The sequence below is a fragment of the Shewanella sp. DW31 genome (assembly GCF_015767295.1).
Lineage (GTDB): Bacteria > Pseudomonadota > Gammaproteobacteria > Enterobacterales > Shewanellaceae > Shewanella > Shewanella oncorhynchi.
Genome location: NZ_JADWMP020000014.1, coordinates 71,844 through 91,832 on the forward strand (window position 1 = coordinate 71,844; position 19,989 = coordinate 91,832).

The following is a 19,989-nucleotide window of genomic DNA, read 5'->3' on the forward strand; positions in this document are numbered from 1 at the left end:
GAGCAGCTTACAATTAGCATGCCAATATACTTATTCATATAAAACAGTTGGTTAAATGAAATCGCTATTGATATACGGAAAGTTCTTTTCCCTCACTTTCTTACTGAGCATAGGGTTACTTCCGCTCAATGTGCACGCGAAAGGGAAGATCACGGCGACAGAACAAATATCTCAGCAAATGACAAACTCCGTAGCCGCAGAGATAGCTACGTGGCAACAATCGCAAGAGATAAAAAAAGTCAGCAAAAAAATCACACTGCACATTCCTTCCAGCACAGCCAAGCTAAAAACGTGTAGCACGGCGCTCCAAGTCGAGGCTGCTAAAGGGCTCCCATTCGGTCGGATCCAACGAAAAATAAGCTGTGCCTCTGAAGGCTGGTCACTCTATGTTCGGGCCAAGGTTGCTCTCAGCGCCTACATTCCTGTTGCCAACAAAACGCTTAAGAGAGATGAAGTTGTCACATCAGAAAATCTACAATGGCAAATGCTGCCCTTAACTGCGTCAGATCAAGACATTATTACTGATGAAAAACACATTTTAGGGCAAGCGGTTGCCAGAAAAATAATCAAAAACAAACCCATAAGAGCAAGCAATTTAAGTGCACCAGAACTCGTGAGCATAGGAGATGAAGTGATTATTGAAGCAGTCAGTGCCACCTTTTATGCCAATATGATTGGGATTGCTATGGATGCGGGTAAACAAGGTGATGCCATTAGAGTGAGGAATAGTAGTTCAGGGAAAATCATTACCGCCTACCCCATAGCTAAGGGGAGAGTTGAAACCCGTTTTTAACATTCAGGTCACCTGAGGATAAATTTAAAAATTTATTTTAGATTTATCCTATTTAGGTCGCCTATATCTAATATCTAGCCATTTATGACGATGAACATCTATGGAAATTAATAAAATTAGCAGTGCCTTGAGCACTGAGTTCAGCACGAGTAAGAGCGCTAATACGCCCAGAAAGCCCGTTGAATCAGAAAATCTATCAACGCCAACACGACAAGATATTAGTCACGACTGGCAATTGTTAGAACAAACCCAGAAAGAGTTACATACCATCTCCGACGTTGACACAGATAAAGTTGCTGCTATACGTCAGGCTTTAAGTAATGGCAGCTTTGAGCTGAGCTTAGATAAAATTGCAGATAAGATATTGATACAGCATGGATAATAGTCAAGTAAATAAGCGCGAACTTGTTCAAAGTTTAATTCGCGATATTCGTCAAGATCTTGAGGGATATAGTCAATTAAAATCAATGCTTAAGCACCAACGTGAATTAATGCAACGCAGGGATAATGATGCGCTCTTAGCCCATAACGAGCGTCAAACTGCACTGTGTAACAAGTTAGCTTTGAGAGCCAAACAGCGAAGCGAAAATCTCGCGACACTAGGTTTTAATAGTGACAATAGTGGCATGAGACGCTTAATCACGGCGCTACCTGATCACCTAAGACCGCAAATAAAAATGTCATGGGACAACTTGCAGCTGTTAGTTAAAGATAGCCAAACAGCCAATGAAACCAACGGCAGATTGCTAGTAATACAGCAAGAGACGATTAACCGTATCCTGAATCAAGATGGCCAACACCATGAAATTGATTACGGTGCCAAACGCTAATCAAACTGAATTATTGAGAGTTACCAAAGCCCTCGCTAATGGGACATAGTTTAAAAGGTGGCTCTCAGCTGTAATGACACAGCGCTTATTGGCCTTTATTCTTGTAATAGAAACCCGCCATATCATCAACAACAGCCTGTTCACGGCGCGCCACTTGTGCTTGCTCTTGTATATGTGTTTGTTTTTCAAGCCACTTCAAACCTTGCTGACGCCCTAATTGCTTACGCCATAGGCGCTCAATACGCAGCTGTTCCTGTTGTAGAAAGACCTCCTTTTGAGCTAACTTCACCCGCATAGGCTCTAAAACTTGCGCCATACTTGCGGAATTTTGCCAGAGCAAAACATTTGAGCCCTCTTTCGCACCACGATAAGTCAATATCATTTGGGCTAAGGCTTGATTTTGTTGTTGATTTAGTTGGACGCTTAGGCTGGAATCATCGCGTTTTTGCCCTAGCTGCGCTAATTTCTTTTCAGCTTGAACACGTAACTTAGAGAGATGACGCTGGCTCATATCCCATAACTCCCATCAACTGTTCCAATTGCACTAAACTTTCAGCCAGATTGACTTTACTGTGTGTGGTCTGGCGTAAAAATCGTGCCATTTCTGGATACACTCGCACAGCAAGATCCATTTCAGGATCTTGGCCAGCTTGGTAGCCACCTAAAGGTAATAAGTCTCTAACCTCATTGTAACGACTCAAAAGATGTCTAAAGATCTGACTCTGTTCAATACTGCTAGAGGTCGCTATGTGCATGGCTAAGCGGCTCACTGACGCATTAAGATCAATCGCAGGGAAATGTCCTTGCTCGGCCAATTTACGACTTAGCACTATATGGCCATCTAAAATAGCTCTCGCTGCATCTGCAACAGGATCCTGCTGATCATCACCCTCGGCCAATACGGTATAAAACGCGGTTAGCGTTCCCGTCGGATGTTCACCATTGCCCGCCATTTCCACCAGTCTAGGTAACTGTGCAAACGCCGATGGCGGATAGCCTTTGGTTGCTGGAGGCTCACCTAAACTCAAGGCGATTTCACGCTGTGCCTGAGCATAACGAGTCAATGAATCTACTAATAACAGTACTTGCTTGCCCTGATCCCTAAAAGCACAGGCAATGGAGTGGGATAACCGCATTGCACGTAATCGCATCAGCGGTGTGGTATCTGCAGGGGCTGCAATAATCACAGCCCGTTTACGCCCTTCTTCACCGAGTGTTTCTTCAATAAACTCCCTGACCTCACGGCCACGCTCACCAATTAAGCCAACCACCACAACATCTGCTTCAGTAAAACGAGTCATCATGCCTAATAACACACTCTTACCCACACCCGAGCCCGCAAAGAGCCCGAGTCGCTGGCCTCTACCGATGGGCAACAAACTATTGATTGCGCGAATACCGACATCTAGCGGCTGCCGAATAGGCTGGCGCAGCAAAGGGTTGTAACTCGTGTGAGATTGCGGGACTTGTGAAACACCGGTTAAATCACCCAATAAGTCGAGTGGTTGTCCAAGTCCATCAAGCACCCTGCCAAGCAAACCATCACCAATAGCAATTGTTTGCTCATCCGTAATAGGCAGCACTCTGGCACCTGGCATCAAGCCCTGTGTAGGCTCAATCGGCATAAGGCACAATACGTCCCGATGAAAGCCAACGACTTCAGCCTCAATTAAACGACCATTTCGCCCTTCAATCTGGCAACGATCCCCCATGCCAAGCTGACAGCCAACAGCCTCAAGCAATAGACCATTGACTCGAATAAGACGTCCATAAACCCTTGCAACTGGAACCTGAGGCCAATCGTCATGAAATACATCAGACTCCAATCTCAGCCTCATTCAACTTGGTTTCAACCTGCTTCATGCAAGCATCGAGTCGTGTCTCGACTGAAGCATCTGCATCGGATTTATCACTCACAATTCGACAACTACCTGCAGAAATACTGCTATCTGCAATGAGGTTCCAGCCACGGATTTTATCTTCCGAGAGCTCTTTTAATTTAGTCACGGCACTCGGCTCTAAATGGATTTTGATATCCGCTTGATCATCGGGCAACGCACTCAAGGTTTCTTCAACGAGTTTAAGTATTTGTTGTGGCTGCAGGGTTAGCTCGCAGCGGATCACTTGTTGTGACACTCGGCGTACTAATTCAAGGATCAAATTTTGCTGTTCACGAACCTGCTTTGCATGACCGTCTTCGAGTAGCTCTCTCAAGGCACCTAGCGGTACGAGTAAACTGTTGAGCTGCTCATCGATGGATGCTCTACCCGCTGACTGCCCATCTAACCGACCTTGATGAAAACCAGCTGCATGTCCAGCAATGCGCCCTTCTTCTATGCCAGCCTCATAACCCGCACTCTTACCTTGAATAACACCTTCGTCATAACCCTCATCGAATGCTTGTTGATAACTTTGAAAATCACTGCCCGCATCGGAATTTGATTCAACCGCATCGTGTAATGCAGGAAAACGATAACGACGAGCGAGATTGGTATTTAGACGCCAACGAGAATGCTTGTTTTCCATTAAACAACGACCTGTTCTTCAAATAGCTGCAATTCAATTTCACCTTCTTGCATTAATTGCTTCGCCAGTTCCATTATCTCTTTACGCGCCCCACTCGCTCGACTAACAGGTACACCACCTAACGCTTCTATTTGCGTTTCAATCGCTGACGACATACGTTTAGGCAAGGCATTGAGCAAGGCATCTTTTAATTCAAAATCAATGCCTTTTAATGCTAACGATAGGGTTTCAGAAGGCACCTGTCCTAATAAGGTTTGCAACGTTTCTTGCTTTTGTCGCCCAAGAATAATGAAGTCAAACATGTTATCGGTGACATCAATCGCCATCTGCTTATCATGGAGTTTGATCATTTCCATCAGCTGTTCTCTGTCGCCTTCGAAACGATTGAGGATATCGGCAACCTGTTTGACACCCGCCACTTGCGTGTGACTTTTCTCCATTGCCATCAACATACAACGCTCAACCAGTTCTCGCAGTTCCTCAACAACGTTGCGGTCTAATTCGCCAAGTTGCGCGATACGAACGAGCACCTCATCTTGGCTATCAGCGGGCAACATTTTTAAGATTTTAGCGGCACTTTCTGGTGGTAATAATCCCAACAATACCGCTTGCAACTGGCAGTGCTCATGGGTGATTTCACGGGCAAGTAATTGGGGGTCAACCCATTCGAGACGCTTAACGAGCACTTTAATCTCATCACCATAAATGCTATCGATAAGACTTTTAGAGACTCTGTCTCCCAAAGCGATATCGAGTGTCTTTTGTAAATAGGACCGTGAGGCTCTGGCGATACCCGATTGTTCTTTATAGCGTTGGAAAAAACGGCTGAGTACTGCCTCGGCTTCTTGCTGGGTAATACTCGATAACCGCGCCATTTTATGGCTTAAGTGTTGCACATCGTTACGATCCAAATGCGCCATGACCATGGCAGCACCTTCTTCTCCCATACTCAGTAATAACATGGCCGCTTGGGCGTAATTGTCCATCTTAATTTCGATTGAATTATTCACCGTCTTTATCGCCTATCCAATGAGCTATCACTTCTGCAACACGCGCGGGTTCTTTGTTTGCGAGCAAGGCTAAATGCTCCATTTTAACGGTCAAAGGTGAGCCGGGCTCGGGTAAACCTTGACTGCCTAGCCAGTCGGCACTCGGTAACTGATGTGCTTGATTTGGTAAAGTATCGGCGGAATGCCCATCGAGTGCAGCAGCGGAAGCGGCACTTAATGCAACGGGCTCAATTCTAGGCGCGGTAATTTGAGCGGTTCGGGTCAAGTGCTTAACCAGCGGCCTTAATACAAACAAAATAAGTCCAAAGCCAAGGATGCCGCCTATGATGTAGCGTAAATAGGCTTGATAATTTTCTGATTGCCACCAAGGTGATGGCGTAAATTCCGCTGTAACAGTTGGGGTAAACTCAAAGGCATTGATGGTAAAACTGTCACCTCTCGCCGCCGAAAAGCCGATGGCATCCTTGACCATATTGCCAAACTTAACCAGTTGAGCCTCTTCATTAAATGCTCCTTGACCCGTAGCACTATTAATAAGCACTGAAACTGAGAGGTTTTCGAGCTGCATTTGTTGATAACGAACATGACGCACAGAACGACCAACGTCATATTGACGACTTTCTTCCTGCTTCAAATTACGGGTCTTATCATTCGTCGCCTCTTTGCCTGCTTGGGGTGGCTTATTACTTAAAGCTCCGGGAATTCCCGCGGCAATACTATTACTTGAATCATCGACACTCGTACGCTCTTGAGTCACGACATTTTGCGGATCGAGTGACTCCTTAGTTTCTTCCACCTGATTGAAGTTTACTTTTGCAGTCACCCGCACTTGGAAATTATCTTGACCAAGCACAGGCTCGAGCATAGAGGCGGCATTAGCCACTAAGCTATTCTCAAGTTCACGCGTGTACTGTAACTGCTTGTTTCTAGACTGGCTAAGGTCTTGATTGCCTGAAATGTTCTCACTTAAATATCGACCATCTTGATCGACAACTTTGATATTACTGGCCGTTAGTCCAGTCACACTGCCAGCAACCAAATTAACAATAGCCTCAACTTGTGTTTCAGAGAGTCGAGTATTCGGGTCTAGCTGCAGCATGACGGAAGCCGTCGGCAGTTCAGGCTCCTGACGGATAAACAAAGTTTGTTTAGGTATCGCCAAATGAACTCTTGCGGCACGGACCGACTTTAACGACATGATAGTGCGAGCTAATTCACCTTCTAAACTATGGCGATACTTAGCTTGTTCCATAAATTGGCTCGTACCGAGCGCGGTATTGTCGAGTGCCTCCATACCCGAAGGTACTTTCGCTTTTACCCCTTTTGCGGCCAAAAGCATACGCGCATTACCGACTTGCTCTTCTGCAACGAGGACTGCCCCAGTATTAGCCTCGAGGCGATAATCAATGCCTTCTGCATCCAAGACATTTAACACTTGAGAGGTATCGACATTTTCTTGGCTGCCATATAAAGGTCGATACCCTGCAGTAGCAGTCCATAACATCAACACTATGACACTGGCGACAACCACCGCAAGTAAAGCTAAGGCGATAACTTGACGATCACCACGGTTAAAACGATGCCATTTTTGGGTCATGCCAGCAATGAATCCTGACGAAGATTCAGTCCCGGTAATATCCTGACCTGATTGAACAAAAGTGGTAGACATTCACACAATTCCTTAAATAGGCATCTTCATTACATCGTCAAATGCTTGCACAAGACGATTACGAATTTGGAGCATAGTCGCAAAGGACAAACTGGCCTTTTGCGAAGCCACCATAGCACCGACGAGATCATCGCTTTTTCCACTATCGACAGCCGCCATCGCCATAGAGGATTGGTTCTGATCTTGGTTAACGGCAGAAACTTTACTCTTAATCAAGTCAGTGAATGACCCATAAGCCATACCATTATCGGCAGGATTTGAAGTGATGTTGATCGCCCCTTTAGCCACTTCACGATGAATGTTTAAGGTTTCCATTAACATATTTGAGCTAACAATCGCTCCACTAGACATATTCCATTCCTATTACTTTTTGATTGCTCTAAGCTGCTCGACCCGCTTGCTCTAATAACATTTCGATATCTATACCCGCTTCCCGCATTTGTACGAGGCGATATCTTAAGGCTCTAGTCGTCATCCCTAGCGCCTCTGCACTTAACGTGCGTTGTCCATTAAAACGTTTAAGTACATCAATAATATATTGAAACTCTGCCTGTTGTTTTGACGCTTTAAGCCCATCTGAGGCGCCTAAAGGCTCCAACTCAAGCATCTCTTCTTGAATGTTTAACCCGAGTTCCGCAACTTGAATCGCCTGACCTCTACGCATCACTAATGCACGTTGAATACAATTCTCTAGCTCTCTTACATTTCCGGGCCAATCATAGGTCACGAGCACTTGCCTTGCGTGCTCACTGAAATAACAGCGACTTGAGCAATCAGATTGGCCATATAAATTTAAGAAATGTTCAGCGAGAGGCAGGATGTCAGCCTTTCGTTCTCTTAAAGGCTTAATTTTCAGAGGTAAAACATCTAATCGATAGAACAAATCCTCCCTAAAATGTCCAAACTCCACGGCTTGTCTTAAGTCGCGATTGGTAGAGGCAATGACTCTGATATCCAGTGGTATAACATGCTGGCCACCAAGTCTTTCGACTTCACGCTCCTGTAGTACCCGAAGTAACTTCGCCTGTAACGGCAAGGGCATTTCACCAATTTCATCGAGTAATAAAGTACCGCCATTGGCCTGCTCAAATTTTCCTGCCTTATCACAAATGGCACCAGTGAAGGCACCTTTGACATGCCCAAAGAGAACGGACTCTAGAATACTTTCAGGGATGGCAGCGCAGTTAATCGCAACGAAAGGCTTATGTGAACGGGAGGAGTGGCGATGAATATAACGAGCAAGCGGTTCTTTACCAGTACCACTTTCACCCAATAATAAAACACTGGCCTCAGTGGTTGCGGCGCGATGGGCCAACATCAACAATTGTCGACTAACAGAAGCCGCGACAACCAAACTAGAATCAGGTAACTCTAAGCGGTGTAATCGTTGAATTGAGGCAAGTAACTGCTCAGTTTCTACGGGAATTAATAGATAATCCTGTACGCCAGCTCGCATGGCAGCGGCTGCCAACTCACCTTGCTCTGGTGCTAATAACGCGACGATATTACGGCCAGGAAAACGGGCAAGATAAGACTTCACATCACAAGGACTACAATCCGACAAGTTAACGATAGTGAGCCAAGGTAATTCCATTGCATCACTCCACAGATAAAAATCCTCATGTGTTATTTTGCATGCAAGTTCCGCAGATATGTTTAACCCTTCAATCCGTATACTTAGGCCACCCACTCACTAACTCCCTTTCGTTTACAGTACATTAAATAACACCTTAATTTAGACCTATAAGTCTTTGTGTTTGAGTGTATATAAAATCTATTACCACTTACTTATCCATCTAGATGAATGAGCAATAAATAACTCAAGCCATTAAGAACAGTAAAAACAAATGCGGAAGCGAAATGCGGAAGATATATTTCCGCATGTAATATCAAAGCCAGCGATAGAGAACTACACACAATGAGTATCCACATTGACAATGGCTAAGGATATGCCCTCAACTAAATAAGGTTAAAACGTGTTCTAGTGCAATCATCGATAAGAAATGTGACCAGCAACAAAGTTTAAGGTATCACCGAATTATATGAATCAATTGCTATCAACCATGAAAGTTCTAAAAGAAAAACCGCAAAAAAGTGATACATATAACTTAGGACTGACTTATACCAAATATATTTGTAAAATAATATATGACAATGATAAAAATGCACCATCGATACTTTTAAAATAGTGACAAAATTTAACCACCAATGTTTAACATTAAATAAACCACAAAATATAGCGCACAAAAAACAATGAAAATCAAAGACAAACAGATTTGCAACACAAAGTCATCATTAATAATCAATATGTAAATGCTGACATAAATATTGCCCGCCAAAATATCGACAAATGTCAAAATAATATCTAACCGCCTTTTTATTGACGCGAAAATGCAAAACCTAAAGCATTAATATCTTCTTACACAATCTCAAAACAAACATTTTGTTCACAACCAACTTTACCCTACAATTCCATTCACATATATTTCAGCATTTCTTATAATTATTATTGAATACTTAAGCCTTATTAACTTATCATCCTCGTCGTTTAAAACAGAGTCGAACCTAAAGTTCAACGCTTAACTGTTTTAAGAAATTCATTAATCCTTAACGATAAAGAAATAAATATTTAGGCACTCTGTTTGTGTATGTTTTTTATGCGCCAACTGAATCACGGAGGTAGCCAAGCAGCATTCTAGTAGTAAAAACACGTTTAATAGGAAGAACAATGAAGACGACGGCGAAAGCTAGGCTTATAAAATCAAATTCCAATGAAATAATTAGACCTATTATGCTAGTTCAAGAAAAGCTAGCGAGAACGCGATTATTGCAACAGCTAGAAAAGCTACATCGTCCACTTATCGATGCCATAAATAATATCCTATCTCCGCTACTAAGACAGGGTCATCCCGCTGTTTCGGGGTCAACGTTAACAGAACCTAGAACACCTGTCGTTCCAGAACATTGCTATTCATGGTTTGTATTAAAACATCATCAAAATACCCTCGGTTATTGGAGAATTGATCGCTGCACGCTCGATCAATTGGCAAGTAATTATTACGGTAATACCTCAACACCATTAAGTTCTCCTTTGAGAAACCCCAGCCAATCTGAATTTAGGTTAGCCAAAAAGTTGCTACTTTCCGTAGTGGAGGAGCTACCTAATAGCACGATCGAAACCAATAATCTTGAAGTTGAGCTCATAAAAGGCCATATGCCACTCGCAGTATCGGCAGTATGGTCGTTCAATTTTACCAATGGCCCACTAACCCCTCCAATGCTCTTTTGCTTAACTGAGCATTTACTGGGGCATCTGGCCGAACAGCCTAAGAAATCTGAAGTATCTGCGGATTTACCCGCAAAACTAGCCGTCTGGCTAAAAAGTCTCCCCATAAAAATGCAGCTGGCATTAGGGCAACATAGCATCCCGGTGCAATCACTCAGCCAATTAAAAACTGGGGATATTTTACCTATTAATCTCTATCCAAAAACCTTGTTATCAATCGGAAACACACCGCTATTTCATGCCTCTGTGCATAGTCATGAAGGACAGATGGTAGCGAAATTGACCCAAGATATTTATCAGCATGAGGAGCATGACATTGGCTGAACAATCTATTTTATCGGATGATGATTTTCTATTAGAGGACGATATTTTCTCTGAGAGAGCATTTTCAAAGCCGGACACCCATAACCGTAAATTGAAAAATAATAATTTTTTTCAACAACTTCCTGTTCAAGTTACTCTCGAACTGGCCAGTGCTGAAATGTCTTTAGGCGAACTAAATCGTATGGGAGAAGGTGATGTTATCGCACTCGACCGTATGGTAGGTGAGCCGCTGGATATCAGAGTAAATGGTGCACTATTAGGAAGAGGCGAAGTCGTAGAAGTGGCTGGCAGATATGGCGTACGTTTGCTGGAAATAGAGAGCATTACTCTCGATGGGACAAGTAACGAATGATAGTTCGGGTATTGTTACTGGCGATTCTATTGTTTGCTCCCCAAGCCCTCGCATCGGAAGGACTGACCTTATTCACACTGGATAGCGCTCAAGACAGTCAAGCAGTTAACATTAAACTCGAAATTTTAGCGCTCATGACGGCCATTAGTTTCCTGCCCATCATGCTGATGATGCTAACCAGTTTTACTCGTATTATCATTGTATTAGCAATTCTCCGACAAGCTCTCGGACTACAACAAAGTCCCCCTAACCGAGTGCTTGTTGGGATAGCATTAGTACTCACTATCTTTATCATGCGCCCAGTGGGAGACAAAATTTATAAGGAAGCTTATTTGCCCTATGACCAAGGTAAGATCGAATTGATGGAGGCTGTCTCAATAGCCAAAATCCCTTTAACTCGATTTATGCTGGCGCAGACAAGAGAAACTGATCTTGAGCAAATGCTGAAAATAGCTAACGAACCCACACACATGAAAGCAGCAGAGGAAGTCCCCTTTTTTGTCCTTATGCCCGCATTTGTACTGAGTGAACTCAAAACAGCTTTCCAAATTGGCTTCTTACTTTTCTTACCTTTCTTAGTTATCGACTTGGTTGTCGCAAGTGTCCTCATGTCTATGGGGATGATGATGTTGTCACCGTTAATTATTTCTCTCCCATTTAAACTGATGGTTTTTGTATTAGTCGATGGTTGGGCTATGACGGTAAGCACCTTAACCGCAAGTTTTGGGTAGCTAGATGGACATCAATGAACTGACCTCGCTCTTTGCTGACTCAATGTTTCTCGTCATCATCATGGTTTCTGTGTTGGTGACACCGGGACTCATTTTAGGCTTAATCGTTGCGGTATTTCAGGCTGCGACACAGGTCAATGAACAAACCTTGAGTTTTCTGCCAAGGCTTATCATTACTCTACTTATGGTTCTGTTTTCAGGCCATTGGCTCATACAACAGCTAAGTGATTTATTTGACAGGCTGTTTATGAATATTCCTCATATTATCGGTTGATATGCTTTCCCTCACCTCAACCGAACTCAGCATGTTAATCGGCAGCCTTTGGTGGCCATTCTGCCGGATCATGGGGGCATTTATGATAATGCCCTTGTTAGGTAATTCTTATGTACCTGCAACAGTAAGAATTTTTCTTGCCTTAAGTATTGCAGCGCTTATTGCACCTATGCTGCCACCCGTTCCTGCTGTCGATGCGCTCTCGCTTGGATCATTATTTTTAGCCATAGAGCAACTACTGATTGGATTCATCCTCGCGCTATTTTTAACCATTTTAATCCATGTGATGACCATGCTTGGCACTATTATGTCGATGCAGATGGGTCTAGCGATGGCGGTGATGAACGATCCCGCTAATGGCGACACCAACCCCATTCTCAGTGAATGGTTACAAATCTTTGGTACCTTGATTTTTCTGGCTCTTGACGGTCATTTAGTCGGGCTCAACATCATTGTTGATAGCTTTCGTTTATGGCCGATTGGAAATGGGATTTTTGACTTACCGCTAATGGGATTGGTTAGTCGAATGGGCTGGCTATTTGCTGCATCGCTGATGCTCGCCATACCCGCAGTACTCGCCATGTTAATGGTTAACATCACTTTTGGTGTATTAAGCCGCGCTGCGCCGTCATTAAACATCTTCTCGCTCGGGTTTCCCATGACCTTGTTGATGGGCTTGATTTGCGTCTTCCTTTCGTTAAGCGGCATTCCAACTCGTTACAGTAATCTGTGCTTAGACGCATTAACTGCCATGTACCAATTTATCGGAGGGATCTCATGAGTAAAACGCCCCAACAAGATAAAACAGAAGAAGCTACACCGCAGAAAAAGCGTAAAGCGAGAGAAGAAGGCCAAGTTCCACGCTCTAAAGATCTTGCCTCCGCAGCACTGGTCGTTGGTTGCTCTGCCATGCTGACCAGTAATGCGGATTGGTTTGCGACGAGAGTCAGTGGATTAGCTAAATACAATATGCTGCTCACGCGGGCAGAGTTAGATCAACCTGACATCATGATGCGCCATCTTGGCGCCAGCCTAGTCGAAATGCTAAGCATCTTAGGCCCACTATTCATCATGGTTGCTCTGTTGGCCGCAGTTGCAGGAGCCTTACCTGGGGGGCCGATATTTAATTTTGGAAATGCTAATTTTAAGTACAGTCGAATCGATCCTCTTGCCGGTGTCGGAAGAATATTTTCCGCTCAATCTCTTGTTGAGTTACTCAAGTCATGCCTAAAAATTGTGTTACTGATCGGAATTATGTTGGTTTTCTTGAATGGTCACTTACAAGAACTACTTAGCTACAATCAACGCCCTATTGATGAAGCGGTTCGTGATGGCATCAATCTACTGTCGCAAGGCATGTTTTATCTTGGTACTGGGCTGCTCGTGATCGCCTTTATTGATGTGCCTTACCAATATTGGCATAACAGCAAAGAATTACGTATGTCACGCCAAGAGGTCAAAGACGAGCATACCCAGCAAGAAGGTAAGCCAGAGATTAAAGCTAAAATCCGCCAAATACAGCAACGAATGGCTCGCTCTCGGGCAGATACCACCATTCCAAAAGCAGATGTTCTCTTGGTTAATCCTACTCACTATGCCGTGGCATTAAAATACAATCCTGACTTAGCGGATGCGCCTTACGTCATCACTAAAGGCACCGAAGAACTCGCCCTCTATATGCGAGAACTCGCTAAAAAACATGATATTGAAATTATTGATATCCCACCGCTCACGCGGGCTATTTATCATTCAACGCAAGTCGATCAACAAATACCCAGTGCCCTTTTTATCGCCATAGCGCACGTATTAAGTTATGTCATGCAAATAAAAGCATCTCGTAAGGGCTTACAGCAGAAACCTGAGCCTTTACCACATTTTTTTATTCCCCCTAATTTACGTCACGATTAAAGGATTGCTTAACCTATGAATTGGCTTTCTCGCACCTTTTCAGGAAATTACAGCTATATCGGCATTCCAGTCATGCTGCTCGCTATTCTGGCGATGGTGATTTTACCGCTGCCTGCATGGCTACTGGACATTTTGTTTACATTTAACATAGTCCTTGCCGTCATGGTGCTGCTGGTGAGCGTCTCGATCAGGCGACCGTTAGAGTTTTCTGTATTCCCAACCTTATTGCTCCTTGCGACCTTAATGCGTTTGACCTTAAACGTTGCATCGACGCGCGTAGTACTCATTGAAGGTCATGAAGGAGGCGATGCTGCGGGTAAAGTGATCCAAGCCTTTGGTGAAGTCGTCATTGGCGGAAACTATGTCGTCGGTGCTGTTATCTTCTTAATTCTAATGATTATTAACTTTGTTGTAATCACTAAGGGTGGCGAGCGGATCTCTGAGGTATCGGCGCGATTTACATTGGATGCCCTACCGGGTAAGCAAATGGCAATCGATGCCGATCTCAATGCTGGCACACTCACACACGAACAAGCCAGCCTACGTCGCCAAGATGTCGCCAGAGAAGCAGACTTTTATGGTTCCATGGATGGAGCCTCAAAATTTGTGAGAGGGGATGCCATCGCAGGACTCTTGATCTTAGCCATCAACATTATTGGCGGGATCAGCATAGGCATCTTTATGCATGATCTGAGTACAACAGAAGCCTTTAAAACCTATGCACTATTAACCATTGGTGATGGCCTAGTTGCACAAATTCCATCATTACTACTCGCCACTGCTGCCGCAATTATTGTGACTAGGGTATCCGATGCAGAAGAAATGCCGACCCAATTGAGTCGACAGTTACTGGCTAACCCTAGAACCTTAGCCACTGCAGCCATTGTGATGGCTATTCTCGGTATCACCCCGGGAATGCCAGCACTGGTATTTTTATCTTTTGCAATACTACTAGGCTTTGCAGCGTGGAAACAAAACCAGAATAAGGCCTCCTTTACTGAAGAGAAAACTGAAGAACTCATAGAAACCAGCCTGACAGAACCTTCAGCGCCAAGCTGGGAATCCCTGCCTTTTACCGACATCATCGAAGTACGATTAGGCTATAGATTGGTTCATCTAGTCGAAAAAACCAAAGGAGCAGAATTACAAAAACGCCTAACAGGGATCAGACGTACCCTTTCAGAACAAATCGGATTTCTGCTATCGGAAGTAAGAGTGCGCGACAATCTAGCCTTAGCACCACATGCATACCAAATTAACTTTATGGGCACTCAAGTAGCTATCGCCGAATTAGAGCCTGATCTACTGTTAGCAATAAAAAGTGGTCCTGTGTACGGCAAAATTGATGGGATTTTAACTAAGGAACCCGCTTACCAAATGGATGCGATTTGGATTACGCCTGAACTAAAAGCCAAAGCACTCAATTTAGGTTATTCGGTCGTCGATAATGCGACAATCATTGCCACTCATGTCAGTAAGTTATTGCGCGAATCACTGCCTGAATTATTGCAACATGATGATATTATGCAATTAACTGACAGGCTCAGTAAGCAAGCCCCCAAACTGGCGGAATCACTCAGTACCTGTTTAACCCCCATTCAGTTACTCAAAGTTTTCCGCTTGTTACTCAAAGAGCAAGTGCCGCTAAAAGACATACGCACCATAGCAACGACCTTGCTGGAATGCAGCGAGCAAACCAAAGATCCCGTTCTACTCGCCGCCGATGTGCGCTGCGCTTTACGCAATAGTATTTTGCATCAAATCGCAGGCAGCAGTCCGCAGTTGAATGTACTTACGCTGACCGCAGAATTAGAACAAACCTTAATGACAGCGTTAAATCAATCGCAGCAACAGGGCCGAGTTGCGTTGGATAGCTTCCCTATCGAACCTAATCTACTGGCGCAGCTACAACAAAGAATGCCCCAATTACTCGCGGAGACAAAAGAGAAAGGCTATAACCCTATCCTACTTGTTTCTCCACAACTCAGGCCTTTCCTCGCGCGTTATGCATTAGCCTTCGCCCGTGGACTTCATGTTTTATCCTATAATGAAGTCCCTGAAACAAAAGAACTTATGATTGCGGGACAACTAGGGTAATCAAACGCATTAAGCCCTATCGCTTTATTAAGTTTTCATCGTGCAAAAGCATCAATGACAGAATGCTAACCAGCGTTCGACATTGGTGCCACATGCAATGTGCACTATTTCATGCAGTCAGGATGAACAGATTGGGAGCAGAGCTGAGCGCTTAATAAACGTTAGCATTTCGGTATGACCCGACATTGCGCATATCACTTCACTCATTTTTACATCGATATGTTAATCAAATTTTCACAATAGTATGAGCTGCATCAGGTGCTAGGAGACAAATGTCCTCTTGTATTCACCCTTCCCTCCCTATAATCCACGCCATGACTTCGTAACTCGGTGCTTGAGCCTCTGGTTTTGGCTGCATGGCGGCACCGTTTCCTCTCAGGAGCTAGCTAATGAACATACTCGTGCTAAACGGGCACCCCAACTTAACCCAGTCTGTGGCCAATGCCTGCATACTTGCCCTTGAGGCTGAGCAACCGGGCTGGCGTATCAATTCAGTGGCTCAGTTTGATGGGGATACCGCCACGGAGCAGCAACAGTTGCTCGATGCCGATGTGATTGTGGTGCAATTCCCACTCTATTGGAGCACCTACCCCGCCGTGCTCAAACATTGGATTGATGAGGTATTTACCTATGGTTTTGCTTTTGGTCCCAATGGTAGCCAGCTCCAAGATAAACCTGTCTTGTTTTCTATCACTGCAGGGGCGACTGAAGACTCCTACAGCGAGACTGGCTTTAACTTTTTACCCTTTAACGCATACCAGCAAGCTTACGAACACCCATTTCGCGCAGCTGCTGTCGAGATTATCGATACCATTATTAGCTTTGAGATGAACTCCACTGCCGCCGAAGGTGGCAATAAGTCCAACACCCTTTCCCTTGCAAAGGCCCACGCCGAGCGTGTGATTGCAGCCGTTAATTCATATAAGGACCACTCAGTATGATCCAGTCCATCCTTGGCATTTTTGTACTCTTAGGCATAGGTTTGCTGTTTTCTGAGAACCGCCGTTTGATCAGCTGGCGCGCCGTTATCGGTGCATTTGGCATTATCATCGCGCTCGGTTTTTTTGTGCTGGCAACCGAGATCGGTGCCGATGTACTGCTGGCCGTATCGAATACCGTAGGCAAAGTCTTTGGTTATGGTACTGAAGGGATCAAATTTGCCTTTGGCAGCTTAGTCAATTTCAGCGTTGAAGGCATAGGTTTTGTCTGGGCGTTACAGGTATTACCGCAAATCATCTTTACTGCCGCACTCACCTCTTTGCTGTACTACTTAGGCATTATGCAGTGGTTTGTGTTAATTATTGGCGGCAGCTTGCAAAAGGTGCTCGGCACGTCACGGGCGGAGTCAATGAATGCGGCGGGCAATATTATTCTCGGCCAAACCGAAGCACCGTTACTGATCAAGCCCTACCACCGCGTCCTCACCCGCGCACAAATTTTTGCGGTGATGGTCGGTGGATTGTCTTCAATTGCTGGCTCCATTTTAGCGGGCCTTGCGGGGATGGGCGTTGCGCTTAACTATCTGATTATGGCTTGCTTTATGTCAGCTCCAGCTGGTTTGATGTTCGCTAAGTTGCTTATCCCAGAAACCGAGATAACCGTTAACGAAGTGCCAGAATTACCCGATGATGAAAAGCCCAGTAGCTTTATTGATGCCATAGCCAAAGGCGCTATTGCTGGTATGGGAATCGCTGCCATCGTCGGCGCAGTCATTATTGCCTGTATTGGTCTCATGGCCTTGTTGAACGGCGGATTGGGTGCGATTGGTGAACTGTTTGGCATGCCAACCTTAACCGTGGATATGATCCTCGGCACCTTGTTTGCGCCAGTAGCATGGTTGATTGGTATTCCATGGGCTGAAGCAAGTACAGCAGGCGCCTTCCTAGGCCAAAAAATCGCCATGAATGAGTTTGTTGCCTTCGCCAATATGGGCAATGTGGAACTCTCTGCACGTAGCAATGCCATTATGACTATTGCCCTTTGCGGCTTTGCCAATATCGGCTCAGTGGCCATGGTGTGTGGCGCCCTGAGTCAAATGATACCGCAACGCGCGGGGCTGATTGGTCAGCTCGGGATGAAAGTACTGCTAGCGGCGACGTTAGCAAACTTGATGAATGCTGCAATTGTCAGTTTGTTTATCTAAGTTTTCCCTTCGCGGTAGCCCGATACAATTCGGGGCTACCGCCAAGCTAAGTAATTGATAAAGGTCAACAATGAGTATTCAACCCCATATTCTCGTCGCGCCCCATCAAGTCAGTGAAAAAGCCGTCGTCTGCGGCGAACCCAATCGAGTCAACCGCATCGCGGCGCATCTAACGGATGTCGAATCCTTGGCGGATAACCGCGAGTTTCGGTTAATGCGTGGCCGTTATGGCGACACTATAATCACCGTCTGCAGCACAGGTATTGGTGCTCCCTCAGCGATCATTGCCCTTGAGGAACTGTATCAATGCGGTGTTAAACAACTTATCCGCATCGGCTCCGCCGGTGCGCTACAACCGCAGATAGCGATAGGTGATGTGATTATTGCCGAGGCTGCAGTGCGTGATGATGGCGGCTCTGCCAGCTATGTAAAGCACGGTTTTCCGGCCTGTGCCAATCATCGTTTGGTCGGCAAACTGCAAGCATACTGCGCGCAGTATCATATTATTGCCCATAGCGGCGTAGTGCGCTCCCACGACAGTTTTTATACCGATCAAGAACAGGAGCTCTGCCACTATTGGCATCGCCTAGGCGTGCTCGGGGCCGATATGGAAACCGCTGCGTTATTCACCGTCGGCCGACTGCGCCAACTTGAAGTGGCGGCGATACTAACCAACGTAGTGCTATTTGAGCAGGATGTTAAAGCAGGAGTTAATGACTATGTTGCGGCGTCCAAAGCAAGCGCCCAAGGTGAGCAACATGCCATTTTAGCTGCGCTCAACGCACTGTGTGATTAGAGCTTGTTGAGGTTAATTAGCAGTAAGCCTTGCCGCTAAACGCAGCATCCAGATAACCACCAAGTCATCCTCTTAATGGCGCAGTCAATGCGCCATCATTCTCACTAAAGCTCACACTCACACCGACCTGTCATAACACACGTTTGCAGCGTCACAACAACGGCGACACACAATGCGATCGACCATCTACCGCCGCCAAAGTGCCAGCCCTCACGCAGGGATTTACATATTTTATGATCGAATGAGTATCAATCCTGCAGCGAAATGCGTACCTTAATCGCATCAATATCCAAAACTATCATCAACATGCAGTTACATCCTGAACTCTCTAGCCGCTTTGGCGACACATTAAGCGAGCAGTGCGAACTCTTTAAGCAAGCCTTATTTCAGTGCCAAACGGCCAGCCGCCAATTTTCCCCCGGTGATATCATGTTGCAACAGGGGCAAAATGTGCGTGAGCTTTATGTCGTGTCCGTAGGAAAAGTCGCCATGTATACTAGCGCCCATAATGGTCGGCGCTTTCAGTTAGGTGAGCTAAATTGTGATCAGCATATTTTTGGCGAAATTGAGTTTTTTACCAAACTGCCCTGCCAGTGGACAGTGATGGCCGAAGATCAGATGGAAGCCGAGGTAATTTGTGCCGCCAAACTGCAGCAATGCATAGTCACTCAACCGCAACTAGCACTCTTTTTTGCCTCAGCGCTGGCATGGGATTATCAAGACTCAATGGCAATCTACACCAACCGCCTATTGCACCCCATCGCCGTCAATATTGCCCTCGATCTGCTACAACGCAGTCAAAACAATCTCGCCCTCGGAGCCTTTAACAAAGTCGAGCAAGAAGCCGAACGCTTTGGCACCAGCAGTCGCGTCTACCGCCGCGCACTCAACTCTCTCATTGAACTCGGCCTTGTCGAAAAACGCGATCAGCAGCTGCATATTATCGACCCAAAGGCGCTAGTAACTTTTATTGCGGAGTAGATCAAAAAAATGCTGCATAGGGCTATGCGGGATTCACAGGCAAACCACCCAATTTGCATCAGCTTTGCTATCGACACTCTGCATCAATCAACGTATTTATCGTTAAGGGCGATAAATCCAATCCTAAATATGGAGACCATAATCCAATCTGATGGATCTAAAAAGTGTTAGATTTTGATAATGAGTGAATCAGACTTACCTAGTCTGGTTCTCGCACAAAATCCTGCCATTTTGCGCTGGCTTCGGGCTAATGCGCATGCGCATGCGCA

General features: G+C 45.1%; 21 protein-coding genes. 14 read left to right on the plus strand and 7 right to left on the minus strand.

Annotated elements, in window-relative coordinates; translation table 11 throughout:
* The first annotated feature begins 55 nt into the window (after window positions 1-55).
* The 3 genes from flgA (at window position 56) to GWI56_RS13020 (ending at window position 1,623) form a co-directional block, all read left to right on the plus strand.
* Entirely contained in the window at window positions 56-793 is a 738-nt protein-coding gene (flgA, locus tag GWI56_RS13010) for a flagellar basal body P-ring formation chaperone FlgA (protein ID WP_198573118.1), read from the plus strand.
* Window positions 794-893: 100 nt separating this feature from the next.
* On the plus strand, window positions 894-1,175 hold the full coding sequence (gene flgM, locus GWI56_RS13015) for a flagellar biosynthesis anti-sigma factor FlgM (protein ID WP_113940828.1): 282 nt from the start codon (window positions 894-896) through the stop codon (window positions 1,173-1,175).
* Window positions 1,168-1,623, plus strand: coding sequence for a flagellar protein FlgN (locus GWI56_RS13020; RefSeq protein ID WP_028761850.1), 456 nt, complete (start codon window positions 1,168-1,170; stop codon window positions 1,621-1,623). The genes flgM and GWI56_RS13020 overlap by 8 nt, the downstream gene beginning before the upstream one ends.
* 85 nt (window positions 1,624-1,708) lie before the next feature.
* Here GWI56_RS13020 and GWI56_RS13025 read toward each other — a convergent pair whose 3' ends face one another.
* From GWI56_RS13025 to GWI56_RS13055, 7 genes are read right to left on the minus strand one after another with little or no spacing between them, the layout of a single operon-like run.
* Window positions 1,709-2,134, minus strand: coding sequence for a hypothetical protein (locus GWI56_RS13025; protein ID WP_198573119.1), 426 nt, complete (start codon window positions 2,132-2,134; stop codon window positions 1,709-1,711).
* Complete coding sequence (locus GWI56_RS13030) at window positions 2,112-3,461, minus strand: FliI/YscN family ATPase (protein WP_113940831.1); 1,350 nt, start codon at window positions 3,459-3,461, stop codon at window positions 2,112-2,114. Before GWI56_RS13030 ends, GWI56_RS13025 begins: the two co-directional genes overlap by 23 nt.
* Entirely contained in the window at window positions 3,439-4,149 is a 711-nt protein-coding gene (gene fliH / locus GWI56_RS13035; RefSeq protein WP_113940832.1) for a flagellar assembly protein FliH, read from the minus strand. Before fliH ends, GWI56_RS13030 begins: the two co-directional genes overlap by 23 nt.
* Window positions 4,149-5,135, minus strand: coding sequence for a flagellar motor switch protein FliG (locus tag GWI56_RS13040; protein WP_206766100.1), 987 nt, complete (start codon window positions 5,133-5,135; stop codon window positions 4,149-4,151). The genes fliH and GWI56_RS13040 overlap by 1 nt, the downstream gene beginning before the upstream one ends.
* 16 nt (window positions 5,136-5,151) lie before the next feature.
* Window positions 5,152-6,828: a flagellar basal-body MS-ring/collar protein FliF gene (fliF, locus tag GWI56_RS13045; protein ID WP_198573121.1), complete on the minus strand. Its 1,677-nt coding sequence runs from the start codon at window positions 6,826-6,828 to the stop codon at window positions 5,152-5,154.
* Window positions 6,829-6,840: 12 nt separating this feature from the next.
* Complete coding sequence (fliE, locus tag GWI56_RS13050) at window positions 6,841-7,179, minus strand: flagellar hook-basal body complex protein FliE (RefSeq protein ID WP_131523386.1); 339 nt, start codon at window positions 7,177-7,179, stop codon at window positions 6,841-6,843.
* Window positions 7,180-7,207: 28 nt separating this feature from the next.
* On the minus strand, window positions 7,208-8,518 hold the full coding sequence (locus GWI56_RS13055) for a sigma-54 dependent transcriptional regulator (RefSeq protein WP_168825891.1): 1,311 nt from the start codon (window positions 8,516-8,518) through the stop codon (window positions 7,208-7,210).
* Between the two features lie 1,038 nt (window positions 8,519-9,556).
* Between GWI56_RS13055 and GWI56_RS13060 the strand changes: the two genes are divergently transcribed.
* From GWI56_RS13060 to GWI56_RS13110, 11 genes are all read left to right on the plus strand, one after another.
* Window positions 9,557-10,438, plus strand: coding sequence for a FliM/FliN family flagellar motor C-terminal domain-containing protein (locus GWI56_RS13060; RefSeq protein WP_198573122.1), 882 nt, complete (start codon window positions 9,557-9,559; stop codon window positions 10,436-10,438).
* A complete protein-coding gene (locus GWI56_RS13065) occupies window positions 10,431-10,790 on the plus strand; it encodes a FliM/FliN family flagellar motor switch protein (protein WP_131523384.1) in 360 nt (119 codons plus the stop codon). The genes GWI56_RS13060 and GWI56_RS13065 overlap by 8 nt, the downstream gene beginning before the upstream one ends.
* The gene (fliP, locus tag GWI56_RS13070) at window positions 10,787-11,521 is read left to right on the plus strand and encodes a flagellar type III secretion system pore protein FliP (RefSeq protein WP_131523383.1); all 735 of its coding nucleotides are present in this window, start codon (window positions 10,787-10,789) and stop codon (window positions 11,519-11,521) included. The genes GWI56_RS13065 and fliP overlap by 4 nt, the downstream gene beginning before the upstream one ends.
* 4 nt (window positions 11,522-11,525) lie before the next feature.
* Window positions 11,526-11,795 carry a flagellar biosynthetic protein FliQ gene (locus GWI56_RS13075; RefSeq protein ID WP_006083412.1) on the plus strand — a complete coding sequence of 90 codons (270 nt, stop codon included), beginning with the start codon at window positions 11,526-11,528 and terminating at the stop codon, window positions 11,793-11,795.
* Window position 11,796: 1 nt separating this feature from the next.
* Window positions 11,797-12,576 carry a flagellar biosynthetic protein FliR gene (fliR, locus tag GWI56_RS13080; protein ID WP_198573123.1) on the plus strand — a complete coding sequence of 260 codons (780 nt, stop codon included), beginning with the start codon at window positions 11,797-11,799 and terminating at the stop codon, window positions 12,574-12,576.
* A complete protein-coding gene (flhB, locus tag GWI56_RS13085) occupies window positions 12,573-13,703 on the plus strand; it encodes a flagellar biosynthesis protein FlhB (protein ID WP_168825897.1) in 1,131 nt (376 codons plus the stop codon). Before fliR ends, flhB begins: the two co-directional genes overlap by 4 nt.
* Window positions 13,704-13,718: 15 nt before the next feature.
* Window positions 13,719-15,800, plus strand: a complete 2,082-nt coding sequence (gene flhA / locus GWI56_RS13090; RefSeq protein WP_113940840.1) for a flagellar biosynthesis protein FlhA — start codon at window positions 13,719-13,721, stop codon at window positions 15,798-15,800.
* 389 nt (window positions 15,801-16,189) lie between these two features.
* A complete protein-coding gene (locus GWI56_RS13095) occupies window positions 16,190-16,741 on the plus strand; it encodes an NAD(P)H-dependent oxidoreductase (protein WP_198573124.1) in 552 nt (183 codons plus the stop codon).
* A complete protein-coding gene (locus tag GWI56_RS13100) occupies window positions 16,738-17,943 on the plus strand; it encodes a nucleoside transporter C-terminal domain-containing protein (protein WP_198573125.1) in 1,206 nt (401 codons plus the stop codon). The genes GWI56_RS13095 and GWI56_RS13100 overlap by 4 nt, the downstream gene beginning before the upstream one ends.
* Before the next feature lie 70 nt (window positions 17,944-18,013).
* A complete protein-coding gene (locus GWI56_RS13105) occupies window positions 18,014-18,739 on the plus strand; it encodes a nucleoside phosphorylase (RefSeq protein WP_198573126.1) in 726 nt (241 codons plus the stop codon).
* A 264-nt stretch (window positions 18,740-19,003) separates the two neighbouring features.
* Window positions 19,004-19,720 (plus strand): Crp/Fnr family transcriptional regulator, encoded by a 717-nt coding sequence (locus GWI56_RS13110; RefSeq protein ID WP_242068399.1) that lies wholly within the window; start codon window positions 19,004-19,006, stop codon window positions 19,718-19,720.
* Window positions 19,721-19,989 lie beyond the last annotated feature (269 nt).